This is a genomic window from Streptomyces phaeoluteigriseus (assembly GCF_001896135.2).
GTDB classification, from domain to species: Bacteria; Actinomycetota; Actinomycetes; order Streptomycetales; family Streptomycetaceae; genus Streptomyces; species Streptomyces phaeoluteigriseus.
This window is the reverse complement of record NZ_MPOH02000016.1, coordinates 361428-380563: the sequence shown is the minus strand read 5'-3', so window position 1 is coordinate 380563 and position 19136 is coordinate 361428. Positions and strand designations below refer to the sequence as shown.

At 72.1% G+C, this 19136-nt stretch carries 15 protein-coding genes; 9 read left to right on the top strand and 6 right to left on the bottom strand.

Annotated features, from left to right (window positions below):
• The first annotated feature begins 180 nt into the window (after nt 1-180).
• On the top strand, nt 181-1347 hold the full coding sequence (locus BM536_RS26425) for a YihY/virulence factor BrkB family protein (RefSeq protein ID WP_073492535.1): 1167 nt from the start codon (nt 181-183) through the stop codon (nt 1345-1347).
• A 486-nt stretch (nt 1348-1833) separates the two neighbouring features.
• Nucleotides 1834-2091 (top strand): hypothetical protein, encoded by a 258-nt coding sequence (locus tag BM536_RS40385; protein WP_143650966.1) that lies wholly within the window; start codon nt 1834-1836, stop codon nt 2089-2091.
• A gap of 65 nt (nt 2092-2156) precedes the next feature.
• Here the strand turns inward: BM536_RS40385 and BM536_RS26420 are convergent, their stop codons facing one another.
• The gene (locus tag BM536_RS26420; RefSeq protein ID WP_073492552.1) at nt 2157-2990 is read right to left on the bottom strand and encodes a Rossmann-fold NAD(P)-binding domain-containing protein; all 834 of its coding nucleotides are present in this window, start codon (nt 2988-2990) and stop codon (nt 2157-2159) included.
• Between the two features lie 221 nt (nt 2991-3211).
• Here BM536_RS26420 and BM536_RS26415 point away from each other — a divergent pair, with 221 nt between their 5' ends.
• Entirely contained in the window at nt 3212-4210 is a 999-nt protein-coding gene (locus BM536_RS26415) for an AraC family transcriptional regulator (RefSeq protein ID WP_073492537.1), read from the top strand.
• Between the two features lie 9 nt (nt 4211-4219).
• Entirely contained in the window at nt 4220-4891 is a 672-nt protein-coding gene (locus BM536_RS26410) for a helix-turn-helix transcriptional regulator (RefSeq protein ID WP_094103597.1), read from the top strand.
• Between the two features lie 93 nt (nt 4892-4984).
• Here the strand turns inward: BM536_RS26410 and BM536_RS26405 are convergent, their stop codons facing one another.
• Nucleotides 4985-5383, bottom strand: coding sequence for a VOC family protein (locus BM536_RS26405; RefSeq protein WP_079274958.1), 399 nt, complete (start codon nt 5381-5383; stop codon nt 4985-4987).
• A 411-nt stretch (nt 5384-5794) separates the two neighbouring features.
• Here BM536_RS26405 and BM536_RS26395 point away from each other — a divergent pair, with 411 nt between their 5' ends.
• The 3 genes from BM536_RS26395 to BM536_RS26385 all read left to right on the top strand — a co-directional run bounded on the left by BM536_RS26395 (nt 5795) and on the right by BM536_RS26385 (nt 8394).
• Entirely contained in the window at nt 5795-6400 is a 606-nt protein-coding gene (locus BM536_RS26395; protein WP_073492541.1) for a hypothetical protein, read from the top strand.
• A 161-nt stretch (nt 6401-6561) separates the two neighbouring features.
• Complete coding sequence (locus tag BM536_RS26390) at nt 6562-7260, top strand: ThuA domain-containing protein (RefSeq protein ID WP_073492543.1); 699 nt, start codon at nt 6562-6564, stop codon at nt 7258-7260.
• Between the two features lie 270 nt (nt 7261-7530).
• On the top strand, nt 7531-8394 hold the full coding sequence (locus tag BM536_RS26385; RefSeq protein ID WP_073492545.1) for an isocitrate lyase/PEP mutase family protein: 864 nt from the start codon (nt 7531-7533) through the stop codon (nt 8392-8394).
• A 532-nt stretch (nt 8395-8926) separates the two neighbouring features.
• Here the strand turns inward: BM536_RS26385 and BM536_RS26380 are convergent.
• The 3 genes from BM536_RS26380 to BM536_RS26370 form a co-directional block, all read right to left on the bottom strand.
• Nucleotides 8927-9970, bottom strand: a complete 1044-nt coding sequence (locus BM536_RS26380) for a LacI family DNA-binding transcriptional regulator (RefSeq protein WP_073492548.1) — start codon at nt 9968-9970, stop codon at nt 8927-8929.
• 112 nt (nt 9971-10082) lie between these two features.
• Nucleotides 10083-12260: a galactose oxidase early set domain-containing protein gene (locus BM536_RS26375; protein ID WP_094103596.1), complete on the bottom strand. Its 2178-nt coding sequence runs from the start codon at nt 12258-12260 to the stop codon at nt 10083-10085.
• A gap of 134 nt (nt 12261-12394) precedes the next feature.
• Nucleotides 12395-13747, bottom strand: coding sequence for a glycosyltransferase family 39 protein (locus BM536_RS26370; RefSeq protein ID WP_073493248.1), 1353 nt, complete (start codon nt 13745-13747; stop codon nt 12395-12397).
• Nucleotides 13748-14482: 735 nt separating this feature from the next.
• Here BM536_RS26370 and BM536_RS26365 point away from each other — a divergent pair.
• Together BM536_RS26365 and BM536_RS26360 are read left to right on the top strand one after the other, a co-directional pair.
• Nucleotides 14483-15709, top strand: coding sequence for a glycosyltransferase (locus BM536_RS26365; RefSeq protein ID WP_073493295.1), 1227 nt, complete (start codon nt 14483-14485; stop codon nt 15707-15709).
• On the top strand, nt 15706-16890 hold the full coding sequence (locus BM536_RS26360) for a glycosyltransferase (RefSeq protein WP_094103595.1): 1185 nt from the start codon (nt 15706-15708) through the stop codon (nt 16888-16890). The genes BM536_RS26365 and BM536_RS26360 overlap by 4 nt, the downstream gene beginning before the upstream one ends.
• Before the next feature lie 156 nt (nt 16891-17046).
• On the opposite strand, the gene BM536_RS26355 is transcribed toward BM536_RS26360, so the two are convergent.
• A complete protein-coding gene (locus tag BM536_RS26355) occupies nt 17047-19080 on the bottom strand; it encodes a thioredoxin domain-containing protein (RefSeq protein WP_170109958.1) in 2034 nt (677 codons plus the stop codon).
• Nucleotides 19081-19136: the final 56 nt, after the last annotated feature.

Below are 19136 nucleotides of genomic sequence, written 5' to 3'. Positions count from 1 at the left end.
CGCGTGCCGTCCCGCGTGCCGACGGCGGTGGCGCGTGCCGTCGCGCGTGCCGTGGCACCCGCCGTGCGGGACGTGCCGCGTGGCACCGGCCGAGCGGTGTGCGGCACGTGGTGCCCGGCAGGCGCTGACAGCCCACCACCGGAGGTGAGTGCAGTCGCGTACGGCGGATACCTTTAGGGCGTGCAGCCAGCAAGTCAGTCACCCGAGCAACCCGAGGCACCCACCGGGCGTCTCCATCGGGCGCGTGCCCTCTACCGGAACGTCTCCAAGCGCAGGACCGCCTGGCTGCTGGTCAAGGACACCGTCAACTCCTGCATCGAGTACCGCATCCTCGGCCTCGCCGCCGAGGCCGCCTTCTTCACGCTGCTGTCCGTGCCGCCGCTGCTGCTGAGCCTCATCGGCCTGCTCGGTTACGTCGACGACTGGACCGGCACCGACACGATCAGCAGCCTGGAGGCCACCCTCCTCGACGCCTCCCGCACGGTCCTGTCCGAAAAGGGTGTCGCACAGATCGCCCAGCCGATCCTCGACGACGTGATGAAGGGTGGCCGCCCCGACGTCATCTCCATAGGTTTCCTGTTCGCCCTCTGGTCCGGCTCACGTGCGGTGAACGTCTTCATCGACACGATCACCGTCATGTACGGCCTCGACGGCATGCGCGGCATCGTCAAGACCCGCCTCGTGGCGTTCCTGCTGTTCGTCGCCGCGCTGTTGCTCGGCGCGGTCGCGCTGCCCCTGATGGTCGCCGGACCCGACGCCGTCGTGCGGATCGTGCCGTGGTCGGCGACGGTCGTCCAGGTCCTGTACTGGCCCGTCGTGATCGTCCTGTCGATCGCCTTCCTGACCACGCTCTACCACGTGTCGGTGCCCGTGCGCTCCCCGTGGATCGAGGACGTCCCCGGCGCGCTGGTCGCCCTCGGCATGTGGGTGCTCGGCAGCTTCCTGCTGCGCATCTACCTGGAGAACACCGTCGAGGGCGCCACCATCTACGGCTCCCTCGCCGCCGCCGTCGCCGTCCTGCTGTGGATCGGCGTGTCGGCGTTCGCCGTCCTCGTCGGCGCCGCCATGAACGCCGCCATCGACCGCGTCTGGCCGGCCGCCGCGACGGCCGCCGCCCGCGCCGCCAACGAGCGGCTGCGGCAGGAGGAGGCCGCCGAGTACGTCGCCCGGATGGCCGCCGCCCACCCCCACGAGGACCCCGACGACCCCGACATGCCCTCCGAGTTCCCCGAACGGTGGTCACGGTTCCTGCCCCCGGAGGACGTCACGGGTCGGCTGCGCACCCACGCGAAGATCTCGCCGAAGGGCGGCGGGGGCGGCGAGGAGTGCCCGCCCTCCGAGGGGTGAGCATCCGGAGGCCCTCCGGCCGGACCGCCTGGAGGAGCACCACGTCGGGGACCGGGCGCGGGGGGACACGGGCCTGGTGACACTGCCGTCGCTGACGTCGGCGGGGGCAGGACGGCGCCGTGGCGGTCCCGTGCCGAGGAGTCGACGCCGTCCGGGAGCCGAGGGCCGCGCCCCGCACCGCCAAGCCCTGAGGGCCGTACCGCCAGGGGGCGTCCGCGCCGGACAGTCGCCGTCCGCGGCGAGCTCTTGGCGGGCTGCCGCCCGCGCCGGACAGTCGCTGTCCGCGGCGAGCTCTTGGCGGGCTGCCGTCCGCGCCGGACAGTCGCTGTCCGCAGCGAGCCCTTGGCCGCCTCCCGTTTACACCGGGCCGGCCGATGGGCGGTCTCCCGTCCGTACCGGGCGGCCCATGGGGGATCTCCCGTCCGTACCGGGCAGCCGACGAGCGGCCCGAGGTCGGCCACGACGCCGTGGGCAGCCTCGTCGGGCGTGCCGGCCGGCTGCGTGGTCTGTACCGGCTCGACGAGGCGCTCTCCGTCCTGCGCGACGCGCTCGCCGTCGTCGACCCGGCCGGAGAGCCCGGCCACCCCGGTGGCCGCCGACGCCCTGGCGATAGTCCTCGACACCATCGGCGGGACGCTCGTCTCGACGGGCGGACCCGAGGAGGCGCTGGAGCCGGTCCGCCGCGGACCCGCCATCCGACGAAGCCTCGTGGCGGACGCCGACGCGCCGAACGAGCTGCTCTGAAACTCCCCCACCAGCACGGATGCGTGCTGACGGAACTTCGCCGCCTCGACCTGTGGCGGCCGGTGTCACGCCCAGGTGCCCGCCGCCGCGGCCTCCTTCGCGAACTCGGCGAAGTCGCGCGGCTCCCGGCCCAGGACCTGCCGTACACCGTCCGTGAGCTGCGCGTTGTGTCCGTCGAGCAGCTCCTCGAACAGCTCGACCAGGAAGTCGGCCTCCTCGCCCGGCACCCCGAACACGACCAGGTGCTCCCGGTACTCCGACGCCGACACGGTCCGGTACGACAGCTCCCGCCCGCTCGCCGCGGCGATCTCAGCGACCGCCTCGCCCCACGCCACCAGCCGCGGCCCGGTCACGTCGATCTCCCGCCGCACATACCGGTCCCCCGAGGTCAGCGCCGCCACGACCACATCCGCGATGTCCCGTACGTCGATGAAGGGCTCCCGCACCCCCTCGGCGGCCGGGAACACCAGCCCGCCGCTCAGCCGCAGCTCCTCCACCAGCGGACCCTCGCTGAAGTTCTGTGCGAACCACGAGGCCTGCACGACCGTCCAGTCGGCGCCCGACTCCCGCAGCGCCTCCTCGGTCGGTCGCGCCCGCTTCTCACCACGAGCGGAGAGCAGCACCAGCCGCCGCACTCCGAGGGCAACCGCCTCCCGCGAGATCTCCCCGATCGCCCTGGTCGCCTCAGGCGAGCCGACGTCCGTCGGGAACGCGAGGTAAGCCGCATCCGCGCCGCGCAGCGTCTCCGCCCACGTCGACCGGTCCCGCCAGTCGAAACCGGTTGCCCGTGAGGCCGCCCGCACCTTCAGCCCGGCCGCCCGCGCGGCCAGCGCCACGCGTCCGCCCGTACGACCGGTCGCCCCGGTCACCACCACCGTCGTGTTCGAGGCGTCCGTCATGTTCGAGGCGTCCGGCGTGTCCGGCGTGTCCGGCGTGTCCGACGTGCTCGATGTGTGCGACGTGTTCGTCGCCGGGCCCGAGGCCGTGCCCGGGGTCGTGGTCGGGTTCGTCGTCGTGTTCTCGGCCGCGTCCTGTGTCATGGCATCAGTCAACTGCCGTACGGCGCACGGGCCCATCGCTGAACGGCTCATTCCCATAAGCGCGCGTCTACGCTGGCCGCATGGACGCTCACCCACGCTCGAACGGGCTCACGCGGGGCGACCCCCTCGCCGGCCTGTTGGAGGGCCCGCGCGCGCGTGGCGCCCTCATGATCCGCGCCTGCTTCGACCCGCCGTGGGCGGTACGGGTCGAGGACCGGGCCCCGCTCACGGTGATGCTCATGGTGCGCGGCGAGGGCTGGGTCGTGCCCGACGAGGGCGAGCGGGTCCGGCTCACGGCGGGTGACCTCGCCATCGCCCGCGGACCCGGCCACTACACCTGCGCCGACGACCCCGCCACGGTCCCGCAGGCGCTGATCCTCCCCGAGGGGCAGTGCGCCTACCCCGACGGGCGGGCGCTGAACGGCTCCATGGACCTGGGCGTGCGCGCCTGGGGCGACCGCCTCGACGGCTCCACGCTGGTGCTGATCGGGACGTACATGATGGACGGCGAGATCAGCGGCCGGCTGCTGGACGCGCTGCCGCCCCTGCTGTCCCTCACGTCCGACGTGTGGCGGTGCCCGCTCACCCCGCTGCTCATGGAGGAGATCGGCCGCGACGAGCCGGGCCAGGAGGTCGTGCTGGACCGGCTGCTGGACCTGCTGGTCATCGCCGCGCTGCGGGCCTGGTTCTCCCGGCCGGAGGCGGAGGCGCCCGCCTGGTACCGGGCCATGGCCGACCCCGTCGTGGGCCGGGTGCTGCGCCTCGTCCAGGACGACCCGGCCCACCCCTGGACGGTCGCGTCCCTGGCCGTGAAGGCGGGCGTCTCCCGGGCCGGCCTGGCCCGCCGCTTCACCGAGCTGGTGGGCGAACCCCCGATGACCCACCTCACCGGCTGGCGCCTCGCCCTCGCCGCCGACCTGCTGAGGGACACCGACGAGACGATCGGCGCGATCGCCCGCCAGGTCGGTTACGGCAGCGCCTTCGCCCTGTCCAGCGCGTTCAAGCGGGTGTACGGGGTGAGCCCTCAGGAACATCGGGGCCGGGTGGGGGCCGGTCTCCCGGTGGTGGGCGGCGCGTAGCCTGGGCCCGTGTACGAGGAACGGCCCTCCCGGCTCGCCGGTGCGGTGGTGTGGACCAACACCCCGACGGGCGGCGTCCCACGTCCGGTGCTGCCAGACGGCTGCATGGACCTGCTGTGGAACGAGGACAGGCTGCTCGTCGCCGGACCCGACACCAGGGCGTACATCCCTGACGGCCCGACCGCGGCCTGGGCGGGACTGCGCCTCTACCCCGGCACCGCGCCCGCCCTCCTGGGCGTGCCCGCCCATGAACTGCGCGACCAGCGAGTCGCGTTGTCCGATCTGTGGCCCGCCGCTGAGGTACGACGCCTGCGCGCCGGGGTCGAGGCCGCGAAGCACCCGGCGACCGCGCTGGAGGAACTGGCGCTGGAGCGAGCGGCCCCACCCGACCCCGAGCTGCGCCGCCTGGTGACCGCCCTCGCGACGGGCCGCCCGATCGCCGCGACAGCAGACCGACTCGGCCTCGGACCGCGCCAGTTGCACCGCCGTTCGCTGCACGCCTTCGGCTACGGTCCCAAGACGCTGGCGCGCATCCTGCGCCTCCAGCGCGCTCTGGCCCTGGCCCGTCGGGGCGTGCCCTACGCGGACACCGCGGCCCGCGCCGGTTACGCCGACCAGGCCCATCTGGCCCGGGACGTGCGGGAGTTGAGCGGGATGACGCTGACGGAGCTGCTGGGCTAGGGGCGAGCGGTCAGAGGGCAGGGGATAGGGGAGAGGGGGACACGGGCAGGGAGCATGGACTAGGGCACGGGCCAGGAATCAGCCAGGGATGGGTCAGAGATGGGCCAGGGGGGCGAACAGGTCGACTCCGTTGCCGTCCGGGTCCTGCACGACGGCGTACCGCTGTCCCCAGAAGGCGTCCCATGGCTTCAACTCGCCGGTGTACCCGGCGCCCACCAGCTCCGCGTACACCGCGTCGACCTCGGCCGGATCGTCGCAGCGCAGCGCGAGGGAGTGCCGGCCGCCCGCGGAAGGGGCCTGCCAGTCGGGATGGAAGGACCGGACGGTTTCCTCGGTGTCCAGCAACAGCCGCAGCCCGCCCGGCAGAGCGGCCTCGGCGTGCGGCTCCCGCTCGGCGCCCTCGGGGAACGCGAAGCCGAGCCGACGGTAGAAGGCGACGGAGGCGGCCATGTCGGAGACGACCAGGCCGATGGCATCGAATCGTGGACTCATACGGCCACCGTAGGCAGGGCCGCCCGAGGGGTCTTGAAGAAAACGGACACGCACGCTCTCGCTCCAGGCTTGCCCGTCAGGTCTGGCAGGTTCGTCCCTCCGTGCGGTCCGTGCGGCCGGTCCGTGAGCTTGGTCCTTGAGTTCAGTCCGTGCGCTCGGTCCGTCCGGCTCGCCCATCAGCAGAAGGCGACCGGGCCGTTCGGCGTGTCCAGCGTGTACGAGAAGCCCGCCGGGCCCTCGGAGACCGCGAGGCCGGTGCCGAGCGTGGTCAGCAGGGCGCGGACCTCGCCGGGGTCCGGGGCGGAGGCCGTCAGCTCCAGCAGGGGGGAATGGTCTTCATCCCGCCCGAGACCATGCGTACGGCCTCGAAATCACCGCGACTGTGGAACACCTGTGCGGCAGGATGGCCGCATGATGCGTACCGTACGCCTGCTGCCCGCGCTGCTGCTGGGGCCCGTGCTGCTCACCGCCTGCGGCAGCGAGCGGGCCGACGAGGCCGACCCTACCGAACTGGCCTCCCGGGCCCGCGCGTTGGGTATCGCCCCGGAGCTGGTGTACGCCACCGACGCCCCCGGCCACAGCCTCGCCCAGCAGTCCGTCGGCGTGTACGGCGGTGACGGCTTCTCCGCCACCTACGTCTCCCAGCAGAAGGGGACGCAGGTCCAACTCACCGTCGGCCGGGGCACGATGACGGCCGCCACCTGCGAGCGGGCATCCGGTGCCGAGCCCTCCGCGACACCCGTCACCTGCGCTCGCGACGGCGACGCCTGGTACCGCAGTTCCGGGCAGTGGGCGGAGTACGCCGTCCCGAAGAAGGATTTCGTCATCCGCGTCGGCGGCACGAACGTACCCCGCGACGTCCTGCGTGAGGCCGCCGACCACCTGCACCGCCCGTCCTCCGACGAACTCGACACCCTCCTGCCGTCCGCACCGGCCGGCGGTGAGCCGGTGGAGCGCGGCGACCTGCCACCGGTCGGCGACGGAGCTCCTGACAACGACGTCGACGCGGGCGGCTGAGACAACCGCCACGGAAAGGCGCCGGGAAAGGCGCCGGCGCCGGAACCGGTTGCGCGCGGTGGCGGCCGTCCACCCGCCCCGCCCCGCGCCGTGCGCCCCGAAACCCTCTCCGCAACCGTTTCCCTGGGACGTCCACCCCTGCCCGCATAAAGTCGGGTGACATGACCGCACGTCTGCTCGTGTACACCCGCACCACCGACTACCGACACGACTCCATCCCGGACGCCGTCACCGCCGTACGCGCACTGGGGGAGTACGCCGTCGACCACACCGAGGACCCGTCGGCTCTGGAAGCCCCGCTGGACGGATACGCGGCGGTGGTCTTCCTCTCGACCAGCGGCGAGGTGCTGACCCCGGCCGGGCGGGAACGGCTGGCCCGGTACGTCGACTCGGGCGGCGGCTTCGTCGGCGTGCACGCGGCGGCCTGCACCGAGTACGACTGGCCGTACTACGGCGAACTCCTCGGCGCCCGCTTCGCCCGCCACCCCGCCCTCCAGCCCGGCAAGGCACTCGTCGAGGACCGCGACCACCCCGCGACCCGCCACCTGCCGGCCGTCTGGGACTTCACCGACGAGTGGTACGACTTCCGCACCAACCCCCGAGGCCGAGGCCAGGGCCAGGGCGAAGGTGCAGGCCAGGACGAGGGACGAGGCCGTGTCCGGGTGCTGGTCACCGCCGACGAGTCCTCCTACGACGGCGGACGGATGGGCCCGGACCACCCGCTCGTCTGGTGCCGCGAACAGGGCGCCGGGCGGGTCTTCTACACCGCTCTCGGCCACTCCTCCGAGGCCTACCGGGATCCCGACTTCGTGGCACATCTGGGCGGCGGAATCGGGTGGGCGGCAGGGGTGGAAGCGTGAGGGGGGCGGCGAGGCCCGGCGCGTTCGGTGTACGCCCACGGGATCGCGTTCAGCGAGCGGCCTCGGCAACGCGTGCAGCGACCCGTCGGCAGCGCGTGCGGTAAGGCGTGCAGAAACTCGTCGGCAGCGCGTGCGGTAACGCGTCAAGTGACGTTTCTGCGGTGAACCGTTTGCGCCATCGGGGTGAGTGCGGCCCGCACGGGCGCGGTGCTCGCGCCCGGCCGCGGAGATCCTCTGTCCCGGTAATGGCACAGCAGGAGGAGCCGGACGTTGACTTACGGGACCAAGCTGCGCGAGCGGATCGCCGCACCGGGGACGACGCCGCTGATCGGCGTGTACGACATGTACTCGGCGTCCATCGCGGCCCAGCACTACGACGCGATGTTCGTCTCCGGCTTCGGCTTCGCCGCCTCCTACTACGGACTGCCGGACATCGGTTTCATCGCCTGGCCCGACATGATGGCGTTCGTCCAGCGGCTGCGGGGCGCCTTCCCGGGACACCACCTGCTGGTCGACATCGACGACGGCTACGTCGATCCCGAGGTCGCCTGCCATGTGGTGGAGGGCCTGGAGCGGATCGGGGCGTCCGGGGTGATCCTGGAGGACCAGAAGCGGCCCCGCCGCTGCGGGCACGCCGACGGCAAGCAGGTGCTGCCGCTCGCCGACTACCTCACCAAGCTGGACATGGTCCTCGCCAGCCGCCGTGACATGGTCGTCGTGGCGCGCACGGACGCCACCGACGACGCCGACATCCTGGACCGGGCCGAGGCGCTCGCGGCAACCGACGCGGACGTCGTCCTGGTCGACGGGGTGCGCAGCGTGGAGTGGATCCGCCGCATCCGGGACGTCGTCGGCGACAAGCCGTTGCTGTTCAACCAGATCGCCGGCGGCAAGTCGCCGAGCCTGTCCCTCGGTGAACTCACCGACCTCGGCGTCGACATCGCGATCTACAGCACGCCGTGCCTGTTCGCCGCGCACCAGGCGATGCACTCCGCGCTGACCGACCTGAAGCGTGCGGACGGCCGCCTGCCCGAGGCGGACGACACCGGGGGCGTCGGCGTCGGGACTGCCACCCGGCTGCTGGAGGGCAACCTCGCGCGGCTGCGATCCGTGCCGGGGAGCGCCCGGGGGTGAACCGAGGGCTCGCCCGTGGCGTCCCGACCGGCGGGACCCCGCTCCGTGCCCTTGCCTTCGGCCTGCTCCCGGTAGGCATCGGCCCCTGTCCTCCGGAAGCCCCGAGACAGGGGCCCGACCAACTGCGCCCGTCCGTGCCGACGGGGCTGGTCGCCGGACAACTCCTCGCCGTGCCGGCGTCCTTGCTCGCCGGAACCGTACAACCGTATGGATGCGGTTCCGGAAGCCGACGCGGGCCGGCACAACGCGACGGCCGCGCCCCTAGGCGTCCCTCTGCGCGCCGTACTGCCGGTCGCCGCCTGCCTCGTGCAGGCCCGGGTGTGCGCGGCGCCGAACCGGCCGCGCCACCGAGCGGACTCCCGGCGGAGTGGGCGACCCGGTCGGCGAGACGGGACCCGCGCGGCTCGCCGGCGTCTCCGCCCGCCTGATGTCCTCGTCGGCCTGACGCTGCCCGCGCACGCGGTGCGTCCGGGGAAGGGCGGGCGGGTCGCGGGCCAGGCAGACGGGGAGGGCGCGTACGGCGCCGCGTGCGTCATCGCGCCGGCGGTGCGGTGCTCGCGCGCTCCACCAACCGTGTGGACAGCTCTGTGCGTGTCCCCTCCGGGTGCTCCCCGTCCATCATCCGCACCAGCAGACGGAGAGCCGTCGCCGCCATCTCCGCCAGCGGCTGGCGGACGGTCGTCAGGGCCGGAGTGCCCCAGCGGGACTCGGGCAGATCGTCGAAGCCGACCACGCTGATGTCGTCCGGGACGCTCAACCCCCTTTCCTCCAAAGCCTCGTAGACACCCAGCGCCATGCGGTCGGAACACACGAAGACGGCCGTCGGCGGCTGGGGAAGGTCGAGCAGTTCGCGCATGCGGTGACGGGCCACGGACTCGTCGAACCCGCCGTGCCGGATGTACTCCGGGCGGTGACCGAGACCGGCCGAGGCCAGGGCGGAGCGGTAGCCGGCCACGCGGGCGGTGCTGCACATCCTGCGGCGCGTTCCGGCGATCACGGCGATGCGTTCGTGGCCGAGGGACAGCAGATGTTCGGTGGCCGTCACCCCGCCCTGCCAGTTCGCCGCGCCCACCGACACGACACCCGGCGGCGGCTCCACCACCGGGTCGATCATCACGTACGGGATCCGGTGCTGCTCCAGCCACACGTACTGGGACTCCGTCAGTTCGGCCAGGTTGAACAGCACGCCGGCCGAACCGCGCGCGCTGAGCTTGTCCAGCCAACCGCGCTGCGGACGACCCGCGCGGGTACGGGAGAGGGCGGCCGACACGACCACGTCCAGGCCCGCGTCGTGCGCCGCCTCCTCCACGCCGTGCAGCACCGCACCCGTCCAGGAACTCGCCAGGGAGTGCACGACGAGATCGACCAGCCGGGGCGGTTTCGCCGGGTCGAAGCGGGGTCTGCGCACGTAACCGAGCCGGTCCAGGGCCTCGGTGACACGACGTCGGGTCTCGGGAGCCACATCCTCGCGCCCGTTGACCACTTTCGAGGCGGTGGGCACGGAGACCCCCGCCTCGCGGGCCACGACCGCAAGGGTCGGCCCGGCCGCCATGCTCGCACTGCCCGTGCGGACCATCGGGAACCACCTCTCCGGCCCGCCCGAGGGCCAGCGAAAGTTCGACCACCGCCCTTTCGGAGCCGATCCGCCCCGACGGCTCGCAGAAAGCGCTTGCTATCCTAGGTGTGCCTCAGCGTGGCGTGAAGATGTAGGAAGCGGTTGCGCGGTGCGTGTGCGGTGAGTGCGTGGCCGTCTCGCTCGCGGGAGCGGCCCGGAGGCCCTCCGCGAAGTCCTGGACCCGGGCCGCCGCGACCTGGCCGGCCGCGCCGATCCGCACCCACTTCGACACCGACGGCACGCCGTTCGCGTCGACGACCGACAGCATGTACCAGCCGGGCGGGGCCAGGTTGGGGTTGCTGGTGAGGCTGAGGTCGACGGTGTTGCCGTCGACCGTCATCGGCAGGTCGACATAGCGCTGGTTGGGGTCGGAGGAGTGGGTGATGGCCGCCGGGCGGATCAGGGAGGCCTTGACCACCGGCTTGTCGACCGTGATGCGCTGGTCGGTGCCGTAGGTCCAGTTGGTGCCGGCCACCGACGTGATCTGCGGGCGGTCGCCCTTGAACAGGTACGGCGGCTTGTAGAGGGACACCCGCTGGTCGAAGGAGCCGTCGCCCGGGTTGTCGCCGACGCTCAGGACACGGCCGTCGGGCAGCAGCAGGGACGAGGAGTGGTAGGTCCGCGGGACCGGGTCGGTCGCCAGGCCCGCCTGGAAGGTGTTGGTCGCCGGGTCGTACAGCGACGCCTCGAAGACGGGGTCCTCGCGGTAGGTGTGCAGGGCGCCGCCGGTCTCCAGGACCTTGCCGTCCGGGAGGATGACCGCGGAGACGTACACCTTGCCCTGGGCGCCGGTCTGCGGGGTTCCGTCCCGGTAGCGGCCCTTCGGCAGGTCGGGCCCGGGCACGTACCGCGGCGAGTCGGCCTTCATGTCGATCAGGTCGACGAGCCCGTGCGCGTCGGGTGCCACGGTGTGGTTGCCGCCGCCGATCGTGGCGACCTTCTGGTCCTGGGCGGGCGGCAGCAGCACCGACATGGACTGGTCCCGCTCGTCCTTCTTGCGCAGGCCCGGTACGTCGGCGATGGTCCCGGCCTCGTAGTCGTACACGGAGGCGCCGGTGCCGGGCAGACCGTTGCCGAAGACATGGCTGCCGGTGTAGAAGAGGCGGCCGTCCTGGAGCAGGATCATCGACGGGTACAGGCCCCAGAAGGACCAGGCCTGCTTGGCCTCGCCGAGCGGCAGCCACTTGTTCTGGGCGTAGGAGAAGTGCTCGTTGACGACCGTGCCGGAGGAGTCCTCGGCGAGGCCGCCCAGCGAGATGACGTCACCGTTGCCCATCGCGGTGGCCGACGGGTACCAGTGGCCCGCCAGCATGTCGTTGACCTTGATGTACTTGTTCTGGCCGGGGTCGTAGACGTAGCTGCTGCGCAGCCCCTTGTAGCCGACGCTGCCGTCGGGCGCGGCGTAGTCCTTGTTGCCGCCGACGACCAGCACCCGGCCGTCCGGGAGCTGTACGTGCCCGGCGCAGAAGAAGTCCTCCGGTGTCGGGACGGCGGTGTAGCCGCCGGTGACGGGGTCGTACAGCGAGGTCTTGAAGGTTCCCGCCTCGAACATGTCGAGGTCGTTGCCGGAGCCGGCGATGAGCAGGACCTTGCCGTTGTGCAGCAGCACCGAGTGCATGGCCCGGACGGGCATCTCGGCGGTCTGGACGGTCCATTCACCCCTGCACTCCGGTCCCGTGCCGCCCGTGACGCAGGGGTCGGGACCGGCGGGGACGGTGGCGTCCGTCATGGCGTAGTCGTCGGTGGTGAGGGTGCCGACACCGTAGAGGGCGCCGCCCCATGTGATCCGGTCGGTGCCCGGCGGGATGACCGGGGTGCGGACCTCGGTGCGGGTCCAGGCGGCCGACTGCGCCAGGGTCTTGAGGTCGGTCCAGTAGACCCAGCCCTGGACGGTGTCGTGGCGGAAGAGGGTGAAGGCCACGTCCGGTGTCGTCGACCTGTACCAGAACGACAGGTCGTACTGGTGGGCCGGAGTGACCTGCGGGGCGCAGGCGTTCTCCAGCATCATCGTCTTGCGGTCGCCGTCGGCGCGCCGGGTCAGCTCGATCCGTACGGCACGGCTGCCGGAGTGGGCGTCGCCGGTGACGGCGAAGGAGAAGTCGTTGTCTCCCCAGCCCGACTTCTCGAAGCACTGGGGGAACTGGGACGGTCCGTCGAGGATCTCCAGGCCGGGATTCCTGACCAGGTTGGTGGCGGCGTTGGCGGGTTGGGCGCCCAGTGGGCCGAGCCCGAGGGCGGCGGCGAACAGCATGAGGGCGGTGAGCAGCAGACGGGGTGTCCTTCCGGGTGGAAGGGTCCGCCGCCCTGGGTGTCTTCGGGCTCCGTACATGGTGGTTCCCCCCTTGTTCACGAGCCCCCCGCATCACGGGTGGTGCGTCGCTCGCGTCACTCGTCGTGTTCGATGCGGAGGATGTCGATCCGGCCGCCGCCCTCACCGAAGGTGGCGACCGGCGTGCTGTGCGCGAACAGGTCCCGCAGGGTGGGGAGATGCTCGCGTTCGCCGCGCAGGGCCGCGGTGGACACGACGTAGTCGATGTCCCTCCAGCCGTGCGGCAGCGTCTTGGTGACCGCCGGGTCCTGGTCGAGCTTGTAGTGCCAGATGACACCGGTGCCCGGCCGGTAGCCGGCGTCGACCGCGTCGAGCCAGAGCACGCCGTCGGTGACGATGCGCACCCGGTCGCGGTCGCCGACGGGCGTCTCGCGCAGCCAGCGGGCGGCGTCCGCGTAGACGCCGTTGTCGTCGGCGCGCATGGCGACGCGGTCCTGTTCGTACCAGTGCGGTGCGGCGAACACCGCGGCCAGGGCCACGGCCGCCAGGGAGGCGGTGGTGCGCAGGTGCGGCCTGCCGGGCAGCCGGGTCACCAGGGCCTGGGCGAGCCCGGCCACGGTGAGCGCCAGGAACGGCAGGACCTGCACGATGTACATCTGCGGCAGATAGCCGCCGGGGCGCAGCGCGACCAGCGCCAGCACCAGTACGGCGAAGGCGACGGGCCGCAGCCGGCGTACCGCGAACGCGCAGACGGCTGCCGCGGCGCCGCCGATCAGCAGGTACGGGTCCCTGTCCAGCCAGTCCGTGAACAACTGGTGGGCGTCGGTGCCGTCGGCGAACGCCGATCCGCTGCCCTCGCGCCCGCCGAGCTGGAACTTGAGCGTGCCGAGCAGTGAGACGTGTCCGGCGCCGGGGAACAGCTCGCCCTTGAGCAGGGCGTACAGCGGATAGAAGAGGCCGGTGAGGATGAATCCGGAACCGAAGCCGGCGAAGGAGAACTTGCGGGTGCTGGGGTGGCTGCCCTGCCAGAGGCTGACCAGCAGCACGGGCAGCAGGACCGCGATGGTCTCCTTGGAGAGCACGGCCAGGGCGAACGCCATGCCGGCCGCGGCGTGGTGCCACAGATGGCGGCGCGGCGACAGCGCGAACGCCATGGACACCAGCACCCACAGGACGGCGAAGTTGTCCAGGTAGATCTGCCGGTGCAGCACCACGGCGAGTGGTGACAGCGCGTACAGCAGCATCGCCGCGGCGGCCGTGGGGCGGGACAGGCCGAGGCGCCGGCCGATCACGAAGACGAGGACCATCGACACCGCGGCCACCGGCAGCATGGCGAAACGGCCCTGCACGAACGTGGGCAGGTCGGGCAGCAGCCAGTTGGGCAGCCAGGACATGGAGGCGAGCTGCATCCAGCCGGCCGGCGGGTGGTCGTACCAGTAGGTGTAATGCGCGAGTTCGCCGTGCTGCACGGCCCACGCCTGCGCGAGATAGGTGCCCTCGTCGTCATTCGGGAATGGGTAATTTCCGATTCCGAGAAGACGTGCCAGGATCCCGGCGAAGAGAACGGGCGCAACCCAGATATAATCGCGCTGTAACACACTCCCGCGTATGGAGGAGCGATCTCCTCCGAAATCCCCGGCCGCGGCCGGGAAACGGAAGCAGCGCCTTCGGAGTCTTCGGAAAGCTTTGTTACGGACTCGTCTCGCGCACGTGTTTTCGGTACGGCAGTCCCCATGCGGAATCCCCCCACCCACTTATCGGCCTGACGGCAGCCGTGGGCCTCCCCCTCGAAACCCCCCGGAATCAGGCATGCCGGAGCATCATGGCACACGCCCGGGTGCCACATAAGCTGAACATACGATTCCGCTTGAGGCGGGGATCATCACGCCGAGACCACATTGCGGCGGAAATGCCGAACCTGCTAACTTCGGCCCAGGTTTGCTCGTGGGCCCGGATCGAACATGTGCGAAAACCCCGGCGCACCGGGGTGGAGAACCGGTCGGTAACCGAACCGCCGCCAAGGGCCTTCGAAGATCACGAGCAGAGGGAACACCGTCCGCCGGGGGGCCGCAGACGGACGGACCCATTCCGCGGAACACCGAGTGACACCTAGTAGAACAACATGTTCGAACAAGGATGACCAAGAAAGACCGAGGGGGGAATTCGTGGTCTCCGCCATTCTATTCATCGATTCGATCATCCTCATGGGCGCCGCCGGCGTGACCCTGTGGTGGATGCTCCACGCCTGGCGCACCCCGGAGACACTGGAGTCGACGGCCTTCGCCACGCCCGACGGCAGGGCCGACCTGTCCTTCTCACTGCTGGTCCCGGCCCGCCACGAGGAGGCCGTCCTGCGGCACACGGTCGAGCAGATGCTGCGCATCGACCACCCGGACTTCGAGATCCTGCTGATCGTCGGCCACGACGACCCCGGCACCGCCGCCATCGCCCACGAACTCGCCGCCGAGCACCCCGACAAGGTGCGCACGGTCGTCGACACCCACGCCAAGAAGAACAAGCCCCGCGCCCTCAACACCGCGCTGCCGCACGCCCGCGGCGAGGTCGTCGGGGTCTTCGACGCCGAGGACGTCGTCCACCCCGAGCTGCTCGGCCACGTCGACTTCGCCTTCCGGCGCGACGACGCCGACGTCGTCCAGGGCGGCGTCCAGCTGATCAACTACCAGAGCAGCTGGTACAGCCTGCGCAACTGCCTGGAGTACTTCTTCTGGTTCCGCAGCCGGCTGCACCTGCACGCCCGCAAGGGGTTCATCCCGCTCGGCGGCAACACCGTCTTCGTCCGGTCCGCGCTGCTGCGGGACACCGGCGGCTGGGACGGCGACTGCCTCGCCGAGGACTGCGACCTGGGCGTCCGGCTCTCCAGCGGCGGCGCCAAGGTCGTCGTCGCCTACCACTCCGCGCTGGTCACCCGCGAGGAGACGCCCGACTCCATCAAGGCGCTCTACAAGCAGCGCACCCGGTGGAACCAGGGCTTCCTCCAGGTCCTGCGCAAGGGCGAATGGCGCCGGCTGCCCGGATTCGGCCAGCGGATGCTCGCCCGCTACACCCTCAGCACCCCGTTCGTGCAGGCCGCGACCGGCGTGATGATCCCGCTCGGCATCCTCTTCGCCGTCCTCGGCGGAGTCCCGCTGCCCTTCTCCATGTTCGCCTGGCTGCCCATGCTGCCGATGGTCGCCATGATCGTCTTCGAGGCGGTCGCCCTGCACGACTTCGGCCGCGAGTACGGCTTCCGCATCACCTTCGGCCAGTACGCCAAGCTCATCCTCTTCGGCCCCGTCTACGCCGTCATCCTCGCGGGCGCGGCGCTGCGCGCCGTCTGGCGCGAATACACCGGGCGCCGCGACTGGGAGCTGACCTCCCATGTCGGCGCGCACCTGCCCGTCCACACCCCGCAGCCCCAGGAGGCACGGTGACGGCCCTGCCCGCCGACGTGTCCATCGTCGTCCCCACCTTCAACGAGGCCGACAACATCCACGAGTTGCTCGCCCGCATCGGCGCCGCGATCCCCGCCGGGACCCGCGCGGAGGTCGTCTTCGCCGACGACTCCACCGACCACACCTGCGAGGTCATCGAGGAGGCGGCCGGCCGCAGCGCCGTTCCCGTCGTCCTGCACCACCGGCCCGTCCCCGAGGGCGGCCTCGGCGGCGCCGTGGTCGAGGGCATCGCCCGCGCCTCGGCCCCCTGGATCGTCGTCATCGACGCCGACCTCCAGCACCCGCCCGAACTCATCCCGCAACTCCTCGCCCGCGGCACGGCCACCGGCGCCGAACTCGTCGTGGCCAGCCGGTACACGGCCGGCGGCGACCGCGGCGGCCTGGACGGCGGCTACCGCAAACTCGTCTCCAGCTCCTCCACGCTCCTCACCAAATCCCTCTTCCCCCGCGCCCTCAGCGGTCTCACCGACCCGATGAGCGGCTTCTTCGCGATCCGCCGCACAGCGGTCGACCGCGCCGCCGCGGAGGAAGAGGGTCTGCAACCCCTCGGCTACAAGATCCTCCTCGAACTGGCGGTACGGTGCCGTCCGCGCGGCATAGCCGAGGTGCCGTACGCCTTCGGGGAACGGCACGCCGGCGAGTCCAAGTCGACGGCCCGCGAGGGCATGCGCTTCCTGCGCCACCTGATCACCCTGCGCACCGCCGACCCCCGCGCCCGGGCGGGGGTCTTCGGCCTCGTCGGCCTGTCGGGCTTCGTCCCCAACCTGGCCCTGCTCTGGCTGCTCACCGACCAGGCACCCGGCCTGCACTACGCCCCGGCGGAGATCATCGCCAACCAGGCGGGGCTCCTGTGGAACTTCGCCCTGATCGATTCCTTCGTCTACCGCAACCAGCGGCGCCACCACCGGCGCGGTGCACGGCTCCTGACGTTCGCCGCCGTCGGCAACGCCGACCTGGTCGCCCGCATCCCGCTCGCCGCGCTGCTGATCGGCGCCGCCGGCATGACCGCCCTGCCGGCGACGGCACTCGCCATGGCGATCGTCTTCACGGCCCGCTTCCTGGTCGTGGACCGCTGGCTCTACCGCCGCCTGCACACCACCCTCCCGGCCCTGCCCCGGGTCACGCCCGACCCGGACCCGGTACCGGATCCCCTGGGCTGACGGACGGAACGCGCGAAGGGCCCGCCCCGGTCGTCGACCGGGGCGGGCCCTTCGGCGTGCGGCGGGAGTGGCGGGCCCGGCCGCCGTCGCCCGTCAGCGCGGGACGGGCCGTGACATGTACGGCCACGCTCGCGACGCCCGTCACCTCGCCTCACCTCACGGCGTGACCTTCTCCCGCAGGGCGTCCACGTCCGTCACCGGCAGATCGCACACGAAGCCCCGGCAGACGTACGCCGTCGGCGCCCCGCCCACCAGGACCCGGTCCGCGAGCAGCGGAAACTCCTCGCTGTCCGGCGTCCCGTAGGCGACCACCGCTCCCGGCGCGGTCGCCAGCAGCGCGGCGCGGTGCAGCTCCCGGGTGGCGGGATCGTCCAGCGCGGGCCCGACCACGGCCACCTCGCGCGGCCCGTCGAGCAGCGCCTCGGCTGCGGCCAGCCCCCACCCGATGAACCGCGGCACCCGCGGGCCGAGCGCCTTCACGACGCCCAACGCCTTCTCCGCCGCGGACCGGTGCGCCTGCGAACCGGTGTGGGCGGCGTACGACAGCAGCGCCCCGGCGGCCGCCGACCAGCCCGAGGGCACCGCGTTGTCGGTCGGGTCCTGCGGGCGCCGGATGAGCTGCTCGGCGTCGGACGCCGTGTCGTACAGCGACCCGGACTCCGGGTCCGTGAAACGCGCGAGGACGTGGTCGAGCAGGAACCCGGCGAAGTCCAGCCACACCCCCTCGCCGGTCACCCCGGCGAGCGCGAGGAAGCCCTCGGCCACGTCGGCGTAGTCCTCCAGGACGCCCGCGTTGGCGCCGACCTTGCCGTCCTTGCTGGTCCGGGAGAGCCGCGCCTGGTCGTCGAGGTGCAGCCGGACGAGGAGGTCGGCGGCGGCGACGGCCGCCTCCACCAGGTCGGGCCGGTCGAAGAAGGCGCCGGTCTCGGCGAGCGCGGCGACGGCGAGACCGTTCCAGGCGGCGACGACCTTGTCGTCCCGGCCGGGCGCGGGCCGCTCCGCGCGCACGGCCAGCAGCCGCGCCTTGACCGACGCGATCTTCTCGGCGTCGAACACGGCCTCCTGCTGCGGCAGTTGCAGCACGGAGGCACCCTCCTCGAACGTCCCCTCGTCGGTCACCCCGAAGTAGGCGGCGGCGACGGCCGCGTCCTCCGCGCCGAGGGCCTCGGTGAGCTGCTCGGGCGTCCAGACGTAGTACGCCCCCTCGACGTGCCGCCCCGTCCCGTCGTCGCTGTCGGCGTCCAGCGCGGAGGCGAAGCCGCCCTCGGCGGTGCGCAGTTCGCGCACCATGAAGTCGGCGGTCTCCAGCGCGACCCGCCGCGCCTGCTCGGAGCCGGTGGACCGCCACAGGTGGGCGTACACGCGGCACAGCAGCGCGTTGTCGTACAGCATCTTCTCGAAGTGCGGCACGATCCAGTCGCGGTCCACCGAGTAGCGCGCGAAACCGCCGCCGAGCTGGTCGTAGATCCCACCTCGGGCCATCCGCTCGCAGGTGTCCCGCGCCATCTGGAGGGCGCCGTCGGCCCCGGTGCGCGCGTGGTGGCGCAGCAGGAACTCGATCACCATGGACGGCGGGAACTTCGGCGCCCCGCCGAACCCGCCCCGCTGCGGGTCGTACTCCCGGGTCAGCCCCAGCAGTGCCTGCGCCAGCTGCTGCTCACCGGGCGCCAGGCTGTCGCCGTAGGAGATCTCGCGCCCGGCGAGGTCGCGGACGATCTTCCCGGCGACCTCGGCGACCTCGTCCCGCCGCTCCCCCCAGGCCTGCCGCACGCCCTCCAGCACCTGCCGGAAGGACGGCATGCCCTGCCGGGGCACGGGCGGGAAATACGTGCCGAAGTAGAACGGCTCGGCATCCGGCGTGAGGAACACGGTCATGGGCCAGCCACCCTGCCCGGTGGCGGCCTGCACGGCCTCCATGTAGACGGCGTCGACGTCGGGCCGCTCCTCCCGGTCGACCTTGACGTTGACGAAGTGCTCGTTGAGGTAGTCGGCGGTGGGCTCGTCCTCGAAGGACTCGTGAGCCATGACATGACACCAGTGGCAGCTCGAGTACCCGACGCTGAGCAGTACCGGCACCCCCCGCCGGCGCGCCTCCTCGAACGCCTGAGCCGACCAGGGCCACCAGTCGACCGGGTTGTCGGCGTGCTGGAGCAGGTAAGGGGACGTCTCATGGGCCAGTCGGTTCGCCATGGGTCCATCCTGCCGCAGGACCCGGCCCGGAACGCGTCAGACGTCTCCCGGCCCGC

Bases quoted from the DNA above. Each gene is read 5' to 3' on its own strand.
- BM536_RS26380 (WP_073492548.1), bottom strand. From the start codon at position 9,970: ATGGTCCGCACGGGCAGTGCGAGCATGGCGGCCGGGCCGACCCTTGCG.
- BM536_RS26365 (WP_073493295.1), top strand. From the start codon at position 14,483: ATGGGCGCCGCCGGCGTGACCCTGTGGTGGATGCTCCACGCCTGGCGC.
- BM536_RS26375 (WP_094103596.1), bottom strand. From the start codon at position 12,260: ATGCTGTTCGCCGCCGCCCTCGGGCTCGGCCCACTGGGCGCCCAACCC.
- BM536_RS26390 (WP_073492543.1), top strand. From the start codon at position 6,562: ATGACCGCACGTCTGCTCGTGTACACCCGCACCACCGACTACCGACAC.
- BM536_RS26420 (WP_073492552.1), bottom strand. From the start codon at position 2,990: ATGACGGACGCCTCGAACACGACGGTGGTGGTGACCGGGGCGACCGGT.
- BM536_RS26415 (WP_073492537.1), top strand. From the start codon at position 3,212: ATGGACGCTCACCCACGCTCGAACGGGCTCACGCGGGGCGACCCCCTC.
- BM536_RS26395 (WP_073492541.1), top strand. From the start codon at position 5,795: ATGATGCGTACCGTACGCCTGCTGCCCGCGCTGCTGCTGGGGCCCGTG.
- BM536_RS26355 (WP_170109958.1), bottom strand. From the start codon at position 19,080: ATGGCGAACCGACTGGCCCATGAGACGTCCCCTTACCTGCTCCAGCAC.
- BM536_RS26405 (WP_079274958.1), bottom strand. From the start codon at position 5,383: ATGAGTCCACGATTCGATGCCATCGGCCTGGTCGTCTCCGACATGGCC.